Source organism: Microbulbifer variabilis, assembly GCF_052468405.1.
Window position 1 is genome coordinate 630,372 of sequence record NZ_CP174343.1, and the last position, 16,083, is coordinate 646,454.

At 43.0% G+C, this 16,083-nt stretch carries 25 protein-coding genes; 1 reads left to right on the forward strand and 24 read right to left on the reverse strand.

All coding sequences use genetic code 11. The annotated features are described in order from the left end of the window. Positions 1-116: 116 nt before the first annotated feature. The 18 genes from ACJJJB_RS03125 to ACJJJB_RS03210 form a co-directional block, all read right to left on the reverse strand. On the reverse strand, positions 117-722 hold the full coding sequence (locus tag ACJJJB_RS03125) for a DUF1287 domain-containing protein (protein ID WP_444945472.1): 606 nt from the start codon (positions 720-722) through the stop codon (positions 117-119). A gap of 738 nt (positions 723-1,460) precedes the next feature. Continuing rightward, positions 1,461-1,712, reverse strand: a complete 252-nt coding sequence (locus ACJJJB_RS03130; RefSeq protein WP_445365724.1) for a hypothetical protein — start codon at positions 1,710-1,712, stop codon at positions 1,461-1,463. 18 nt (positions 1,713-1,730) lie between these two features. Further along, positions 1,731-2,054 (reverse strand): hypothetical protein, encoded by a 324-nt coding sequence (locus ACJJJB_RS03135; protein ID WP_445365725.1) that lies wholly within the window; start codon positions 2,052-2,054, stop codon positions 1,731-1,733. 72 nt (positions 2,055-2,126) lie between these two features. After that, entirely contained in the window at positions 2,127-2,630 is a 504-nt protein-coding gene (locus tag ACJJJB_RS03140; RefSeq protein WP_444945470.1) for a hypothetical protein, read from the reverse strand. Positions 2,631-2,707: 77 nt separating this feature from the next. Beyond that, positions 2,708-3,145 (reverse strand): hypothetical protein, encoded by a 438-nt coding sequence (locus ACJJJB_RS03145; RefSeq protein ID WP_444945469.1) that lies wholly within the window; start codon positions 3,143-3,145, stop codon positions 2,708-2,710. 25 nt (positions 3,146-3,170) lie between these two features. After that, positions 3,171-3,506, reverse strand: coding sequence for a DUF6881 domain-containing protein (locus ACJJJB_RS03150; RefSeq protein WP_444945468.1), 336 nt, complete (start codon positions 3,504-3,506; stop codon positions 3,171-3,173). Between the two features lie 76 nt (positions 3,507-3,582). Further along, a complete protein-coding gene (locus tag ACJJJB_RS03155) occupies positions 3,583-3,918 on the reverse strand; it encodes a low molecular weight protein tyrosine phosphatase family protein (protein ID WP_444945467.1) in 336 nt (111 codons plus the stop codon). Between the two features lie 156 nt (positions 3,919-4,074). Next, a complete protein-coding gene (locus ACJJJB_RS03160) occupies positions 4,075-4,485 on the reverse strand; it encodes a hypothetical protein (protein WP_020412369.1) in 411 nt (136 codons plus the stop codon). A 117-nt stretch (positions 4,486-4,602) separates the two neighbouring features. Then, positions 4,603-4,938, reverse strand: a complete 336-nt coding sequence (locus ACJJJB_RS03165; protein WP_444945466.1) for a hypothetical protein — start codon at positions 4,936-4,938, stop codon at positions 4,603-4,605. A 90-nt stretch (positions 4,939-5,028) separates the two neighbouring features. After that, a complete protein-coding gene (locus ACJJJB_RS03170; RefSeq protein WP_444945465.1) occupies positions 5,029-5,325 on the reverse strand; it encodes a hypothetical protein in 297 nt (98 codons plus the stop codon). Between the two features lie 106 nt (positions 5,326-5,431). Beyond that, positions 5,432-5,863, reverse strand: a complete 432-nt coding sequence (locus ACJJJB_RS03175; RefSeq protein WP_020412371.1) for a hypothetical protein — start codon at positions 5,861-5,863, stop codon at positions 5,432-5,434. A gap of 101 nt (positions 5,864-5,964) precedes the next feature. After that, positions 5,965-6,291: a hypothetical protein gene (locus ACJJJB_RS03180; RefSeq protein ID WP_444945464.1), complete on the reverse strand. Its 327-nt coding sequence runs from the start codon at positions 6,289-6,291 to the stop codon at positions 5,965-5,967. Between the two features lie 41 nt (positions 6,292-6,332). Then, positions 6,333-7,697 carry an IS4 family transposase gene (locus tag ACJJJB_RS03185; protein ID WP_444945463.1) on the reverse strand — a complete coding sequence of 455 codons (1,365 nt, stop codon included), beginning with the start codon at positions 7,695-7,697 and terminating at the stop codon, positions 6,333-6,335. A 698-nt stretch (positions 7,698-8,395) separates the two neighbouring features. Next, positions 8,396-9,283: an IS3 family transposase gene (locus ACJJJB_RS03190; RefSeq protein ID WP_445365039.1), complete on the reverse strand. Its 888-nt coding sequence runs from the start codon at positions 9,281-9,283 to the stop codon at positions 8,396-8,398. After that, entirely contained in the window at positions 9,235-9,588 is a 354-nt protein-coding gene (locus tag ACJJJB_RS03195; protein ID WP_445365040.1) for a transposase, read from the reverse strand. The genes ACJJJB_RS03190 and ACJJJB_RS03195 overlap by 49 nt, the downstream gene beginning before the upstream one ends. 95 nt (positions 9,589-9,683) lie before the next feature. Beyond that, positions 9,684-10,088: a hypothetical protein gene (locus tag ACJJJB_RS03200; protein WP_353374904.1), complete on the reverse strand. Its 405-nt coding sequence runs from the start codon at positions 10,086-10,088 to the stop codon at positions 9,684-9,686. A gap of 145 nt (positions 10,089-10,233) precedes the next feature. Further along, complete coding sequence (locus ACJJJB_RS03205; protein WP_353374905.1) at positions 10,234-10,572, reverse strand: hypothetical protein; 339 nt, start codon at positions 10,570-10,572, stop codon at positions 10,234-10,236. Between the two features lie 40 nt (positions 10,573-10,612). Continuing rightward, the gene (locus ACJJJB_RS03210; RefSeq protein ID WP_353374906.1) at positions 10,613-10,879 is read right to left on the reverse strand and encodes a hypothetical protein; all 267 of its coding nucleotides are present in this window, start codon (positions 10,877-10,879) and stop codon (positions 10,613-10,615) included. Between the two features lie 125 nt (positions 10,880-11,004). Here ACJJJB_RS03210 and ACJJJB_RS03215 point away from each other — a divergent pair, with 125 nt between their 5' ends. Continuing rightward, entirely contained in the window at positions 11,005-12,369 is a 1,365-nt protein-coding gene (locus tag ACJJJB_RS03215) for an IS4 family transposase (RefSeq protein WP_444945463.1), read from the forward strand. A 115-nt stretch (positions 12,370-12,484) separates the two neighbouring features. Here the strand turns inward: ACJJJB_RS03215 and ACJJJB_RS03220 are convergent, their stop codons facing one another. The 6 genes from ACJJJB_RS03220 to ACJJJB_RS03245 form a co-directional block, all read right to left on the reverse strand. Continuing rightward, entirely contained in the window at positions 12,485-12,964 is a 480-nt protein-coding gene (locus ACJJJB_RS03220) for a hypothetical protein (protein WP_445365726.1), read from the reverse strand. Between the two features lie 51 nt (positions 12,965-13,015). Beyond that, positions 13,016-13,393 (reverse strand): hypothetical protein, encoded by a 378-nt coding sequence (locus tag ACJJJB_RS03225; RefSeq protein WP_353374908.1) that lies wholly within the window; start codon positions 13,391-13,393, stop codon positions 13,016-13,018. Positions 13,394-13,506: 113 nt separating this feature from the next. Further along, positions 13,507-13,695: a hypothetical protein gene (locus ACJJJB_RS03230; protein WP_353374909.1), complete on the reverse strand. Its 189-nt coding sequence runs from the start codon at positions 13,693-13,695 to the stop codon at positions 13,507-13,509. 132 nt (positions 13,696-13,827) lie between these two features. Next, positions 13,828-14,136: a hypothetical protein gene (locus ACJJJB_RS03235; protein ID WP_445365727.1), complete on the reverse strand. Its 309-nt coding sequence runs from the start codon at positions 14,134-14,136 to the stop codon at positions 13,828-13,830. 193 nt (positions 14,137-14,329) lie between these two features. After that, entirely contained in the window at positions 14,330-14,560 is a 231-nt protein-coding gene (locus tag ACJJJB_RS03240) for a hypothetical protein (protein ID WP_353374911.1), read from the reverse strand. An 883-nt stretch (positions 14,561-15,443) separates the two neighbouring features. Continuing rightward, positions 15,444-16,016 carry a hypothetical protein gene (locus tag ACJJJB_RS03245; RefSeq protein WP_353374912.1) on the reverse strand — a complete coding sequence of 191 codons (573 nt, stop codon included), beginning with the start codon at positions 16,014-16,016 and terminating at the stop codon, positions 15,444-15,446. Positions 16,017-16,083 lie beyond the last annotated feature (67 nt).

Here is a 16,083-nt window from a genome sequence, read left to right on the forward strand (position 1 = left end):
GCCCGCGGCAGTGGCGGATTACCTTATATGTTTATTGCGCGAAAATGGGAGTGGAGGGACCAGCATAAAGCGTGCATAAGGTAAGCTGTCCCGCGGAGGCCCGAAGGGCTGTAGATTTATTGCCTGTACCTATTATATTTCTCAGGGACATACTGGTAGTGTCCGGTTATTTTGAACTCAAATAGCATATCCTCAAGCTCAGGGCCGCGCCCAATATTGTGGACAATCATAGGATTTCCAGATTCAGAATGAATAGTATCGGTGACTATACCTATATGAGGTAAGTTACCTGGCAACATCCAAGTTACTATATTTCCTGGTTTGTAGTCATTTGCCGAGTTTGAAACTGTAAGCTCTTTGCCATTTCTTTTAAAGAATGCCTGTAAATTAGGAACCCTGCGATGATCGATATTCTTATCTGGCTTGTTTAGGCCCCAAATTCTATTCGACGGATAAGAGCTAAAATGAGAGCGCATATCTTCATGGACCAAAACCTGAAGGTCCACTCCTAATCTTCTGTAGGATCGAATAACTACATCAGTGCATACGCCTATATTCTCTGGAACGTCCCCTCCAGGGTATGGGATTGAAATATAGCGACCATCATATGTGACCGTTTTCTTTATTCTTTCATGGGCGGCTTCAACAAAATCTGTTTCAAATGTGGCGCCGCTTGCGGAGCAAGAGACGAAAAACAAAGTTATCAGAATTTTTCTTTGCATCTTAGCTTCCTAGAAATATAACGTTGCCAACAGGGGCAGCCAGAGCGTTTGCGTGCGAAGCGCGCCGCGTAGGCTGTCCAGCCCAGCCCTGAAGGGGATGGGCAAGCCAGTTTGGTTTTGTTAAATAGCTGGCCTACAAACATGTCCCCACTTGTTCTATTGTAGATTTAGTAACTACCCCTTTAGAGTCCGCCTTGAATGTGATGATATAGTGCCATTTACTACAGACAATACTATCAGTCTTACCAGAGTCAACAATCGTTAATGTATTTTCAGAAGAGTTAAAAATAGGCTCAAACACTTTGTATTTTACCATTAGATAACCAATTTCCAGCCTACGTGACTTGATAGATTCTATTTCTGCCTTCCAGTACTCAACTCTTCTTGGTCTTTCATTACCTAACTCACAAGAGCTAAGAAAAACAACCATTATCAGGGCGCATAAATATTTCATAGGCTATTTAGTGTCTGCCGAACAAGCGAGCAACTTGTTGCGAGTCCAAAGCGCGAAGCGCGTATTTGCACCGGCGCTTGTTAGTTGTTTTTTTTAAGCCGAAATATATCATCCAGAACAGACTCCCCATGGACAGTAGGTGCTAATTCATACTGCCAATTGCGATCTCTTGAATATGAGTTTGACCAATTCCAAGGATCATTAATGAATTCTACCAAGTCAGGCCCATCCAAAGTCCTCGTATTTTCTGGTGAATACGGAACCTTCGAGTCCGGCTTTAGCTGTTACAGGGCCAGCAAGCCTTTCGAATTTAGAGAAATTAAAAGTTCAATAGCCAGCTCAAATTTAGCTACTAGGCTCATTTCAAGATTATCAGAATGAATCTCAGAGATAAACTCAGGAAGCGACTTTCCAAAATCGGTTAACTCTACTAACAACCATTTTTCTTGATCTGACAAATTGATAGCTTTTTCTCCTTGGGCAACTAACGCTTTTAGCACCTGCACCTGCACCTGCACCTGCACCTGCACCTGCACCGTAGGCGCTTAAACTTGTTAAGTTATTGTGCATGCTAAGTCCTTTGCCACTGCTAACCTCACTTGATTACTTTTACTTAGCCTGTGCATGTAGGATTTTAATTCGCTTTTCTCCACTATTGGCGGTTTGGAGTTGTCGTACTTGGCGATCTCTACATCAACTAGGTAAGAGCCACTTATTAACACTGTGTATAAATCTTCGAGCTGCTCTGGTATCCAGTGAAGAACATACGCTGTTTTAGTGTTATGGCCTTTGGCAGTCAATACCTTCCGAAGTTTTGAGTCAGGCTCTTGGATTGTGTCGTTGGATCGTATCAACTCTTTGCGAAAGTCACTTTCCATTTTACTTCCAATTAGCGTCATCTACTCGATGCCTCGTGAAACATAACGCCCGCAGCATACTGCCTGCGTTTGTTAAAGGGACTTGGCACACCATTGTGTTACAGCCACTTTAGCGTCAACCTCAGGTTCATTAACCTTTTCTCCAGAGCTAGCAGCGCACTCATTGCTACCACACGTATAGCCAACAGCACGATCTACTTCCCCATATTCTTGAATTAGGCCAACAACTGAGTTGTTACGAAGATAAAAACGATTCTTATACGTTCCAGTTGGTACCGCGATAGGAACTGGCACTACCCCTATAAATGCTCTAGCACCCGCCCATGAGGTTCCATCTTTATAAATGAGTACTTTGCATTGCTCAAATTGATCTACAGAATCAGGACTACCCCAATGCTCAACAATTTCAACCTCTGAATAAGGCGAAGCTCTCTTTTCGAAAGCGAATTGATTTCTCTCTTTCCCTAAGCTGAATTCTGTTCTCGCCCATTCGTTTTTCCCATAAGTACCAACAGCCAAACCAACACAGCCAGATACTATGCTTAGAGAAACTATTACGAAAATAGATTTGATCATTGATTTACCTTTAACGCCTTTGGCTGCAGTGTAAGAAGTGTATCTGGGCCGCAAAGCGGCCGCACAGCCCAATTTTGTTAAGCTTTGGACCATATTGGATTCTTGATTCGTCCATAACTAAAGAGAGCAAAATATCCTGGAAGTGACATAATATAACCAATAGCCATAGAGATGTGAAATTCACTTTCAGACATACCCATTCTTAAATCAACCTCGGATATAAACATGTAAATAATCCCATAAAGAAAATATAGAACTAAAAACACCATCCAGAACTTTGGAAAGAGTATTTGTTTAAGAAAGCAGTAACCGAACAATCCGACAGTTGCAATAACTAAGCTAAAAAGACTTAGGTATTCAGGAATACCTGAATTCTCCGCTACAATATAAGAATAAGAACCAAGAAACGACAAAACCGTAATTAAGAAGAAGTATATCTTCCACCAAATCGACCTTTGCAATTCGCTGCTCTCATCTAAATCTACGCTCGGCGGAGTATACGGGTTTTCTAACATTAGTTTTTCCTTTAGATAAATTAGCTTAACGCTTTTTAATAGGCGCGCCGCTTTTTGGCGTTACCTGCTTGAACTTGTTAGAGCTACTTGGCACATACTCATGCCAAAGCAACTCGAATTGTTTTTTTGATATTGTTTTTCCCCGAAACCCATCTTGGGAGTTTATTTCTTCTAAAGGCAGTACGACTTCAGTGCCTAACCTCGTATGGAGGCTTTCTGTTGATCCGAAAGCAAAGCCAACCGAACCATCATGAAAGAACTCCAACTTCCTTGTTTTGTAGTCATTTATGTCAATTTCAGACACAATCCTTGTAAGTCCATCATTGAAATAATGCTTCCATTCTAAGTCTATATATCTCATAGGATCTTAACGCCTGCAGCACAGGCGGATCGTCAGCGACATCCAGCCACCTTGCTGGCGATTGTGCCTGCGTTTGTTATGCATTTTTCTGAAGACGAACATGGACAGAGACTTTATCTTCCAAAATACGGACAAGCACTGGGTCCATCCGGTCATAGTTATCAGGTATTACTAGGCAAACTAGCTTCTTACCCTCTAGTAAATCCTTAAACTTTTTCATTACCTTATTGCGGTGAGACTTCTCCATAACGAAGATTATGTCAGCCCACTCAATAAGATCGCCGCTAATAGTTGTTTCTGCATCTTTATTTGTGCCGCAACCAATAGCATTGATGCCATCATACTGAGAAAAGACTTCTTCTCCAGTTGGGCTTCTCAATCTATTCTCGCTGCAAACGAATAGCAAATTCATTGAACCTTACCCATTGGTGAATAACGCCGCCGGTAGGGGCAGCTTACCTTGTGCACATTTTGCGCAGGTCGCTGTGCTCCCATTTTTGCGCAAAATGTGCACAAGGTAAGCTGTCCCGCGGAGGGCCGCAGGCCCAGAGCAAATTGCCCGGCTTTGTTAAGGGCGCTCACTGGCTAATAGCTCCAGTAGCTTCGCATTGTATGCCTGAGCAAAGTATTTATTGTATTCATGGCTGCCTATGTCTAGCGCAAAATTTTTATAGTGGAGCCCGGTGCCACAAATAAGGAAAGTATTGGGCGCAAAATCCTGTAGGCTACCCTTGAGAGCCGACTCCGAAATCCCTGGGACTTTGTACCCTTCGCCGGGAATGTAAACTTCAACAAATTGCTTGTGATCCTGACGATAGTCACTAAGGGCCTCTTCAAAACCACGGTTAGCAGACGCTATAGGATCATTCGCTATTGCGATCAATTCGTTACTTTTCGATATTTCGACCCAAACCCACGAAACTAGTCCAGCTAATAGAGTCACACCTAAGAAAAATACGTTTTTTATGGTGTTGTTCATTCTGCCCCTTAACGCTTTGCTCAGCCGCCGCCGGAATGGAGTCGCTTTTTGCTAGCGTAGCGTACAACACAAAGCGAGCGGAGTGTAGATGGTCGGATGTAGTAACTTGTTAAAAGCTTATCGGGACCAGTAACCCAAAATATGGTATTTTCCTGACTCTTCAGGTTTTAAGCGAATGCCGAGAGTTCTAAAGCCAGGGCAGATAATCAGAGCACGATTGCTAGCGCTACCATCGCCTATTGGTTGTTTGGCATCACCTTCTAGAATGTTGAGGGCGCATGATGAGGCAATACTTCGCCGCTCATTGAATTCTGCCTGTGTGCTGTTGCCGACGTGAACGAAGCTATCTGTGCTCCCAAACTCTAATAGAGATCTGACGGTTGTTGAAAGTGCCTGATCTGATGAGGCACTAGAAGATAGAGTAAACAAAATAAATGCTGCGATAGTTTTCATAACTTTTGACGCCTCAATAACCCGCAGCTGGAATGCAGCGAAGTGGAATGTAAGCTGTCGGGCGCCGAAGGCGCGTAGTTAATTGGTTTGTTAAATGTAAGGCCACACTGCACCTATGATAAGTAGAACTATTGTTGCCACTTGGATTTTATTGGCTTTACTGTGCTCAGCATTGGCTTCAGGTGTATCAGTCACTCCTTCTTGATGATCGAACCCTCCTTCATCAAGATCTTCGTTGAAGATGATGAGGCCATTAATCAAAACAGCGATCATTACCAGTAACATTGCTGTTAGCCAGTAAAATCCCGTGAAGTACTGGATGCCCAAACCAATTAGAAGACAAAAAGTAATCATTACTGTTGCGGACTTTAGGTCAATACCATTCATCTTCGAGTACATCTAACGCCCGCGTAATCGGCTGGACACGCGAAGCGTGACCAGTCCGGTGGAAGCCCGCGGAGCTGGAATGAAGTTCACGCGCTTATTATGCGCTTTACGTGTCATACTCACCACTATCCCATGGCTCAAAAAATGCCATGTAGTTACCAGGCAGTAACTCTACTGACCAAATATCATCTTCGTCCTCAGGCTCTATAGCAATTAACCCGAATTTAGTTCCATTCAACTCTACAGAAAAAGGCTTAACTTCAATTCTCTCTAAACTTATATTTCCGAGGCTTTCTAATTTAGATGAATACTTTGCCTTTGCTTCATCTACTGAGAACGAACTTCTGGGGCCTAAAGGCTCAATATCTGAATCTACTAAATTACCCAAAGCATCAAATTTGAATAACGCAATATATTCAGCGATACCAGGCTCAAAAGGAGTTGTGAGGAAGAACTGTAACCCGTCTTTGGTAGTTCCGATATGCTGAGCATGATAATTATCATGATCTATTGCGATTAGCTCTGGTTTTCCATTCATGTCTTTGTAACTCTTCTGACACATAACACCGCAAGCAAAGTCGCGCGGTAGCGCGTCCAGTGGAGCGCAGCGGAACGATTTCACCTTGCCTTTTTATACGTTTACAGATCTTCTTCACTTATTTTCAATAACCTACGGCTATCTCCTAACCAGACCTCTGTGCCAGGATGCATTCTGATCTCACCGTTATTTTCATTGTTGAACGAGAAATTTAATTCCCCGCTAAATGTAACACCACTAATTTGGATATTGTTAAGTTCATCTCGCAGATAGACATCTGCGGTGCACACACGGCAATCGACGACCGGTGCATCTTTAACAATCCAAACTTTACCGTCAGGAACGACATAGCCTTGCTCTTTACTCAAGGTTAATTCTGCACCGAATGCAGAACTAGAAAGTAGGATTAGAGGGATAATAGTTCTCATATCTCAATTACGTATAACGCCCGCACTGTGTTTTATACACATCATTTAAGTCCATTTAAAGCCTCCGCTGCCTCCATATAATGGAGAAGTTTAGTGTACCCCTGCCAAACGGTTTTAACTCCAGGCTCACCATCGCCGCTCCGCCCCAGAAAGCCTCCAAGTCCTGCCAACATACGAGTTATATCTCTCATACTTGGAGCTTCATTTGGTGGGGAGGTTTTAGCTTGCATTATCCATATCATACGCCACTCTTTTTCAGAGTAGACTTTCGTACACGATGTATCAGGAAGCGTTCGTGCTCGTGTTGTCATGGAGTGTAGACGCCACCCAATAATCATATAGATTGCAATACAGTTCAGCATTCGCTGCTCGGTTCTAAAGCGATTACTTTCTATCTGGCATCCGCCTTTCACCACTCTAAAATAGGTTTCAATTTCCCATCGACTTCGATACCACTCAATGATAATCCTCGCTTGCTTAAAGTCCTCAACTGCAAGATCGGTCAGCAGCATCCATTCAATACCTTTTTTGCCTTCTGGTGGGCTTAATTCCTTAGCAAAAACTGCGTAGATAGAAAGAGGTCGTTTTGATTTTCCTTTCCCCTGTAATCTTACTTCTGCAATGGATACACTGACCTTAGCTTCCCTTTCTGGCTCCCCATTCCTTTTGGGGATACCTACTGAGTATTTTCCGATGGACTTCTGTTTGGTCAAATAGTCCCAAAGTAAAGTCGTATCTTCTCCTTCGATCTCTAAACTACGATTAGCCTTGGCTCGAACAATATAGCTTGCACGCCGCTGTTCATTTTGATCTTCAGCTAATTGAAACCACTCATGAATATCCCCCTCTCTATCCGCGATACTCACAATCGTGGTTTCAGGGCAGCGCTCTTGTATCTCACAAGCTGACTCATAATGGTCTAACCAGCGTCGACTCTCTTTATCTTGTATCGACTTGGTATAGCGAGAATTAGCACTAGATTCTTTATCTCGCTGCCACATGCTACCCTCAATAATTCCCAGGTTATCTCTGGATGGTGTTATAGCGATAGACGTATGTAGGAGCTGCTGATTAGTCTCTTTGCGTCGGAGTGTTCCCATTTCTTTGCTTTCTAAATCGGTAGCAAAATTTAGGAAAGTGGTATCCTGAGGGATAAGAACAACTGGCTGAACCTTGATTCTTTCAAGAGTGGCTGATTTATGTCCACTCATAATGGAGTCAAAGCTGACTTTATCATTTTCGATAAATCGATAGGCTGCAAAGGTTTCTGTCCAAGACTTGTTTGCACAGGGAATACTACTCTTTGGGTCGGTACTTAAATTACTGAGAATATTGGATAAGCGCTTATTCAATCGTGTATCACCCATAACCTGATTTTTCACTTCGTCCCTGACCCAGTCCTGCATAATTATCCAGCCAAATCTGTAGCTCCTATACCGTACAAACTGTAACTCATTGATTTTTATAATAAAACTGAAAAAACTTGTGTATAAAACTTAGCGCCCGCATTTGGGGCAGCCGAAACGCAGTGTAGACTGTCCTAGCCGCGATAACGGCGAACAACACACGCTTGTTATGTGCATGTACGTACCACCTGATTATTAAAGGTAAGTTCATTGGCATTTAAAGTACAGTTAGTAATCCATCTTGGTCTTGGGTGATATGGAACACATGCAGGCACATCCGCGACAACCCCTTTATTGTCGCCAGAGGTGGCCTCGACAACCACACGTAGAAACGGGCCATATGACCCATTGCTGTTACGAAAGATACCTTGCACTTTAAATTGTGTGCCAGCAACAAAGGATACTCCCGTTTTTTCCATTGGCCCTATTTGAACTCTATCCGATGAAGTAATCAATCTAGAGCTTGCGTATATGCTTTCTCTGCCTTCCCAAAGTTTATGAGGTTCAACCAACTCTAAACATTGCCCAATCAGAGAACTCTCCTGTGGTACAGCTACACATGAAGAAAGTAGAAAAAATATGGGAATAATTAATAGGTACTTCATAGTATCTTTAGCACATAACGTTGTCAGCAAGGGCAGCCGAAGCGGAGCGTAGGAAGCCTCCCCCCTTAAAGTAGACGCCACCTTATATTCATCTTATGCGGCCATTCTTTCATATTCATCTGGGCTTTTGAACCCAAGTGAACCATGTCTTCTTTTAAAGTTATAGTACCTATCAAGATACCAAGATAAGTTAGTTCTTAGCTCCTCAACGGATTCAAAATTAAACCCTTTGAAACTCTCAGTTTTCAGTGTTTGAAAAAATGATTCTACATACACATTATCATTCATAAATCCTGGACGGTTCATGCTCGGCTCAATACCCAGTTCTTTGAGTCGGTTTTGGTATGCATAAGCACCGTACTCAGAACCTCGGTCGCTGTGAAATATTAGATCTGATTCTATATTTCTGCGACGGACAGCTTTATTTAGCGCTGACAGTGTTAGCTCAACGGATCGAGTATCCGACAGCTCCCAACCCAACACTTTCCGGGAGTAAAGATCGATAATCACAGCTAAATATTGCCATTGCCCATTGATCTTCAGATAGGTTACATCACCAGCCCATTGAGAGTCTGGTTTACTCGGCATACCATTCTCTCTTTGTAAATTTTCAACCTTAATGCAAGGATTTCCAGGCAAAGGGTGTCGACGATAGATCCTTCCAGCTTTCCCCACGATTCCAGCCTCTCTCATAAGGCGTTCAACGCGCTTGTGATTTATTCGTTCACCATTAGCTTTCAGCTCTGCGCTAATTCTTGGACTTCCATAATTACCATCATGCTGCGCATAGATAGCTTCGATACACCCAAGAATTCGTCTATTTTCTATGTCTCGAGTGCTCTCATCACGGTTGAGCCACTTATAAAACCCTTGGGGTGAAACATTCAAGTATCTACATAAGTACCTGACACCAAAGTCCGATCGATTAAGAGCTATGAACGAGAATCTTTCAGCTTTGGATCTTTCAGGTACATTTCCCACTTTTTTAGGAAATCATTCTCCTTTTGCAATTTCTCAACCTGCTTTTTTAGACGTCTTATCTCTTTGTCATCAGTTTGAGACTGAGTTTTCGTTGTCTTGGTCATACTTATTCTACGGCTGGGCTTCTCGACCAGCTTGCCTTCTCTACTTTCCTGTCGCCATCTATACACCATTACTGGATGCAAACCAATAATATTGGCGATAGTGGTCGTATCTACTTTCAGTTGATTAGTGAGAGCTACCACTCTAACTTTGAACTCTGTTGAATATTCAACAACCCGCTCTTCACTCAGTATTTTCGGCATTTTCTCCTACCCTATTCAAAAGGTAGGCGTCTACTCAATGGGGGAAGGTTTCTAGACTGTCCAGCCCAGCAACCGGCTGGGCGTTGATTGTATTGTTAGGCATTTAAGAAAACCATTCTTTTGACTCTTTTGCATTTAACAGTAGAAACACGAAAAGAAAACACACTGCCCCCCCTATACCCGTGTATATAGAATATACCCTCTAAAGGGGTATAAATACTCATACCTGCAACCAATAATGCCAGAATTAGAAATGTATTCTTCGGATTGTCACTTCTAGTTCGGATTGAGCTTGAAACCCAATATAGAATTCCGGCCCAAACCGGGATAAATAGATAGTTATATATATCGTAGGGCCCTTCCTCCGAGGCATAGGTCAGCTCTTCAATTAGAAAGATCATAAAGCTAAGCACAATAAACCCAAATGCAAAATATATTGTTTTTGGCATCACTTTCGTATCTGTACTTAAATCTGATTCTGGAATTTTGTATGGATCCATGATTTATGCCTAACGCCCACAGCAGGGGCGGCTTACCTTATGCACGTTTTGCGCAAAAATGGGAGCGAAGTCACCGCGCAAAACGTGCATAAGGTAAGACGTCCCGCGGAGGCCCGAAGGGCCGGAGCCTCGCTGCCTGTGATTGTTAGCTTTGATCTACACTCTTTAGCTTAACTCGTGCACCTAGCTTCCTAGCAATACCAGTGAACACAGAGTCAAAGGGATTTTCATACTGAATAAAACGAACCCCATGCTCAGTAAAATGAAAGCGAACTTTCCCGTCGTAAGGAAATCGCTCTAAGTTCATAGAGCTTGGAACCCAGTAACCAGATCCCGGAATCTCAATTTCTAGAAACTCTTTTGTAAATGGGTTTTGCTGAATCAGTTTATCGGTAACTAGAAAGTTCGGCTCTCCACTCGCAACTTCACGCCATTCATCAACCGATATCCTCTCCCCATCCCTTTCTATGATGCAATGCTTCATTGCCTACTCTTAAAGCTAACGCCCAGTTATACGGCTGCTATCAATTCAATTTATCACCACAAAATGGACAGTAATAAACTACCACCATACTAAAATATGTGAACTCTCTAATGTACTCAGATTCGCCAATCTCAACCTCTTTAGCATCGGCAAAATTGAACTTCTGAAATTGCCAAGTATCCTGCGCTTCGTCCTCGCACGCTACACAATGAACAAACCTGTATTCGTTGGGGAAGGGGTTTTCATCACATGTATGTTCGCGATCGTACTCGCTATCGGTTTCCTTACCTAACTCTTTTAGATCCATTTATGTCCACTATTCGCGTATAACGCCCCGCCTAAGTTTTATACACAAGTTTTTTCAGTTTTATTATAAAAATCAATGAGTTACAGTTTGTACGGTATAGGAGCTACAGATTTGGCTGGATAATTATGCAGGACTGGGTCAGGGACGAAGTGAAAAATCAGGTTATGGGTGATACACGATTGAATAAGCGCTTATCCAATATTCTCAGTAATTTAAGTACCGACCCAAAGAGTAGTATTCCCTGTGCAAACAAGTCTTGGACAGAAACCTTTGCAGCCTATCGATTTATCGAAAATGATAAAGTCAGCTTTGACTCCATTATGAGTGGACATAAATCAGCCACTCTTGAAAGAATCAAGGTTCAGCCAGTTGTTCTTATCCCTCAGGATACCACTTTCCTAAATTTTGCTACCGATTTAGAAAGCAAAGAAATGGGAACACTCCGACGCAAAGAGACTAATCAGCAGCTCCTACATACGTCTATCGCTATAACACCATCCAGAGATAACCTGGGAATTATTGAGGGTAGCATGTGGCAGCGAGATAAAGAATCTAGTGCTAATTCTCGCTATACCAAGTCGATACAAGATAAAGAGAGTCGACGCTGGTTAGACCATTATGAGTCAGCTTGTGAGATACAAGAGCGCTGCCCTGAAACCACGATTGTGAGTATCGCGGATAGAGAGGGGGATATTCATGAGTGGTTTCAATTAGCTGAAGATCAAAATGAACAGCGGCGTGCAAGCTATATTGTTCGAGCCAAGGCTAATCGTAGTTTAGAGATCGAAGGAGAAGATACGACTTTACTTTGGGACTATTTGACCAAACAGAAGTCCATCGGAAAATACTCAGTAGGTATCCCCAAAAGGAATGGGGAGCCAGAAAGGGAAGCTAAGGTCAGTGTATCCATTGCAGAAGTAAGATTACAGGGGAAAGGAAAATCAAAACGACCTCTTTCTATCTACGCAGTTTTTGCTAAGGAATTAAGCCCACCAGAAGGCAAAAAAGGTATTGAATGGATGCTGCTGACCGATCTTGCAGTTGAGGACTTTAAGCAAGCGAGGATTATCATTGAGTGGTATCGAAGTCGATGGGAAATTGAAACCTATTTTAGAGTGGTGAAAGGCGGATGCCAGATAGAAAGTAATCGCTTTAGAACCGAGCAGCGAATGCTGAACTGTATTGCAATCTATATGATTATTGGGTGGCGTCTACACTCCATGACAACACGAGCACGAACGCTTCCTGATACATCGTGTACGAAAGTCTACTCTGAAAAAGAGTGGCGTATGATATGGATAATGCAAGCTAAAACCTCCCCACCAAATGAAGCTCCAAGTATGAGAGATATAACTCGTATGTTGGCAGGACTTGGAGGCTTTCTGGGGCGGAGCGGCGATGGTGAGCCTGGAGTTAAAACCGTTTGGCAGGGGTACACTAAACTTCTCCATTATATGGAGGCAGCGGAGGCTTTAAATGGACTTAAATGATGTGTATAAAACACAGCGCCCCGCACAGGGGCAGACAAATAAGCGCAGCGCTTTGGCTGTCCCAGCGACCAGCGACCAGCGACCAGCGACCAGCGGGAGCGATTGCTGCGGCTTGTTACACACGCCTTAGCTCTCTTAGTGAAAATCCCAAACCAAATATTGCTAGTGTATAAATAGCTAAAAGTGAAAGCCCTAACTTTAGATTGGTTTCTTCCACAGATTCTGTCCATTCACCTTCATATGACCTGCGAATTGTAACAATTTTACTGGCGCTAGAAACACTTATAAATTGTTTCTGATCATAGGTATTACTGTAATCACATTCTCCATTGATACAGGAGTAGCTGCCAGAACCAAATCCGATCTGAAGCAGTTTAGAGTTTGGAAGGTAATTTCTTGCTCTCTCTACGTGCTCTAAACTTGGATTCAAGTACCCACTCACAACAGAATATATCGGCAAAAAAACAAGCACTAGGCATGGCATTAATACAAAAAATACTACAACTAACTTTCGATTAAGCACTAATTCTCCTTGCCGTGTAACGCCTGCCGTAGAAGCTGACAAAATGGGTGCTTGTTTTGCAGCTTTTTGCAAAACAAGTGACCGTTTTGGCAGTCGGTTGCCGGCACTTGTTAGCACTTTGCATTAAAATTCCTTACTAAAGTCAGGAATACCCAACTCAGCCTTTATTTTTAGAAACTGCACCTCGGAAAATGGCCCCTGTGTAATCTCATCAAGGTTTAGATAGGTGCTATCTTTACTTTTCTCTATGTAAAAGTAGGATATATCTTCAGAACCAATAACTCCTTGCTTTGCTACGACAAATTTGTCATTGCTACCAACCGCTATCACTTCTGAGTCTGCTCTTCCGATTGTATCAGGACCACCATTGATCCTACGGGCCAATGTGACATTGTTTTCCGTATCGATCCAATGAATCTCATATGGGTGGTCACTCCAGAGAACACCAGAATCACATGAACACAAAGTGACCAAGAAAAATACAATTAGTGCTCGATTCATATTGAGTGCTAACGCCCCGCACAGGGGCCGACAAATAAGCGCAGCGTTTTGGCGGTCCCAGCGACCGATGGGAGTAGTTGCTGCGGCTTGTTATGTGAACGCGCAATATGCATTTACCGCTCACTCTCAATCTCTTTCATTTGCTTTTTGTAGCTGCGCCTTTCCCGCTCAGAGTTTTTATATGAGTACTTTTTCCCAAGCTCTTGAGTGTCGGGATCATTCTCGTTCAGCATACGATGCATCTCACGAGCCGACTTTCCGCCATAAACTCCTTTTACGGTTTGATGGATACTTCTACTCATATTCGATGGTTCCTAGTACACATAACGCCCGCAATAGGGGCGACCTATGCTATACACATTTTGTGCGAAACAGGGAGCGCAGCGAATGCAAAAAATGTGCATAGCGTTGGGCGTCCCGCGGAGGCCCGCAGCTTACTGCTTGCGCTTGTTAGCCATTTCTTGGAGCTGCGCCAGCCCTTGTTTACCGATATCACCGAGCGAGCGAGTGTTTGAACAAGAACTAATTTCTGGAATCGAACCAGTTTTCCCAAAAACTACATACTTGTACCCTACCACCATGTGAGACGCACACATATCTTCTGAAAACAATGTATTTTTGACATTTTTTGTATCTGCTACGCCCTTAATTTTCTCTAGTATAACTAATTCGTTTGTGACTACGCCATTGTCACCAAGCGTTGATGACTGAACCTGACCGAGATAAACATAGTCAGACTCCAAATATCTCTTCCCAAGAGGAGTATCTACGCAGTAGCAGCCGAACGCTAACTGAGATATAAACAGCGTTAAAAGTAATATAAAGATCTTCATTCTAAGACGACCTTATGGTTAACGCCCGCCGCACAGGCGAGTAACTTGTTGCAAGTCCACAGCGCGAAGCGCGCATTTGTGCCGGCGCCTGTTATAAGTAATTTCAATCATTCAGACCGGTACCCATATTATCTTCTAGCGCCTCTCCGACTTGGTGGAGTCCAACCACAGTAGTATTCTCGGCCGCCCAATGGAGATTGCCAATTATTTCCCGAATCGCTTTTCTGTCCATATTCAGGCTTAACTGCGCTTCGAGAGACTGCAAATCTCTGGAAAGCTGCATGCAAGAAGTCACGACTACGTCGAGCTTCCTTTTTAGTTCTTCAGGTTCCATTTTTATATTACTTATAATGCCGCTATATGTTGTGCTCAAAGCGTAGCTTTATTTTAGCGTATAATGCGCGAAGTGCATGCCAAAATGAAGCGAAATTTTTAGCATCACGCTTGATAGCTTTGTTATGTTTATTGCCAATTAAAACTACGGAATATTTTTAACACGCCAATAATTATTAAACTAAAAACCACTGGAAATAATAGAAAATACGCTGTTCTATCTACTCCAACATTCCAAAACCATAGTAAGATACACCCTGCGCAATATAAGCATGCAACCAAATCCCATACGCTTATTTCTGATGGATCACGAAATCCATTTGTAAAAACACCAAAAGACAAGCGGACACCTGCAACTAGGTAAGCTGTAGCTAGCGTATAGAATATTGCGGCTTCATAACCTTTCTCGTACCACGTAATGAGATACAGAAGAGGGAGAGAAATTACATGGAACAGGTTAATATTTTTCATATACTCGTTTAAACATAACGTTGCCAGCAAAGGAGGCCGAAGCGGAGCGCAGGCTGTCCAGCCCAGCCCTGAAGGGGGTGGGCGAGCTTGACTGGCCTAGTTATAGCTGGCGCGCTTGGAGCCGACTATTAGCACTTTGTCAGCCACGGCTTGGCTGGCCGCTGCCCAATATTTACGAGGAATGAGTACCGCACTTTCCTCAACCAATTCATATCTTACTGGCACTCCACGAAATTGCAGCGGAATGCCCGTTTCTGCCGCACCTAAGCAAACTCTCCAGGAGAGAAACTGCTTAAATATAATTCAGTAAAAATAGCTCAATACTGGGTGCTACTTAGTGGAACTAAAGCTTCAGTTGCCAAAAAAAATCAATAAAATCGACCGTCACAATAACGCCCAAAGCAGCGGGCGCTTTAGCGGTCCGACTGCCTTTGCTTGTTAACCCTTTCATCCTTCAATGCACTTTCATAAGCTGAAATCCAGATCTGCTTTTCTAAATTCGCCATATAATGTTTTTGAAACTCATCTATCCCGCTAATCCAGGCGTGAATTCTTAGAGGTGCTTTGGCTGTAGTCTTAATAGTAAACCACATCGATACCGGCGAATACGTTATCTCTTCTATTTCGCTCCACTCATATTCTCTGAGCCCTCTCCATCCTGACGTTCCTGCAATGCCACCGGATTTCAGGGTGATCTTTACTGTAAAAAATTCAATATAAAAATAAGCTGTAAAGAGAAAAGCTGCCGAGAATAGCCAAATAACTGCTCGCGCATCTGACTCTGTCTTTATTGGAACGAAGATAAGGGCAAGAAATAAACCACCTATAGATATAATGGAAAGGACGAGACCGGCACCTCTAATTGAATTCGCATACGTAAGAAGAACATCCCCATTCTCCATAGAAACGGGCTTGGCATTCTTTGAGGCTCCAAGCATCAGCGCTAGTACAAAACCCGCAATTGCTGAAATCAACACATAATTCACTCAATACACCTCTGGGTTAACGCCAATGTAAACGGCGAGCGACGCAGGAGCGAGTCCGGCGGAATGC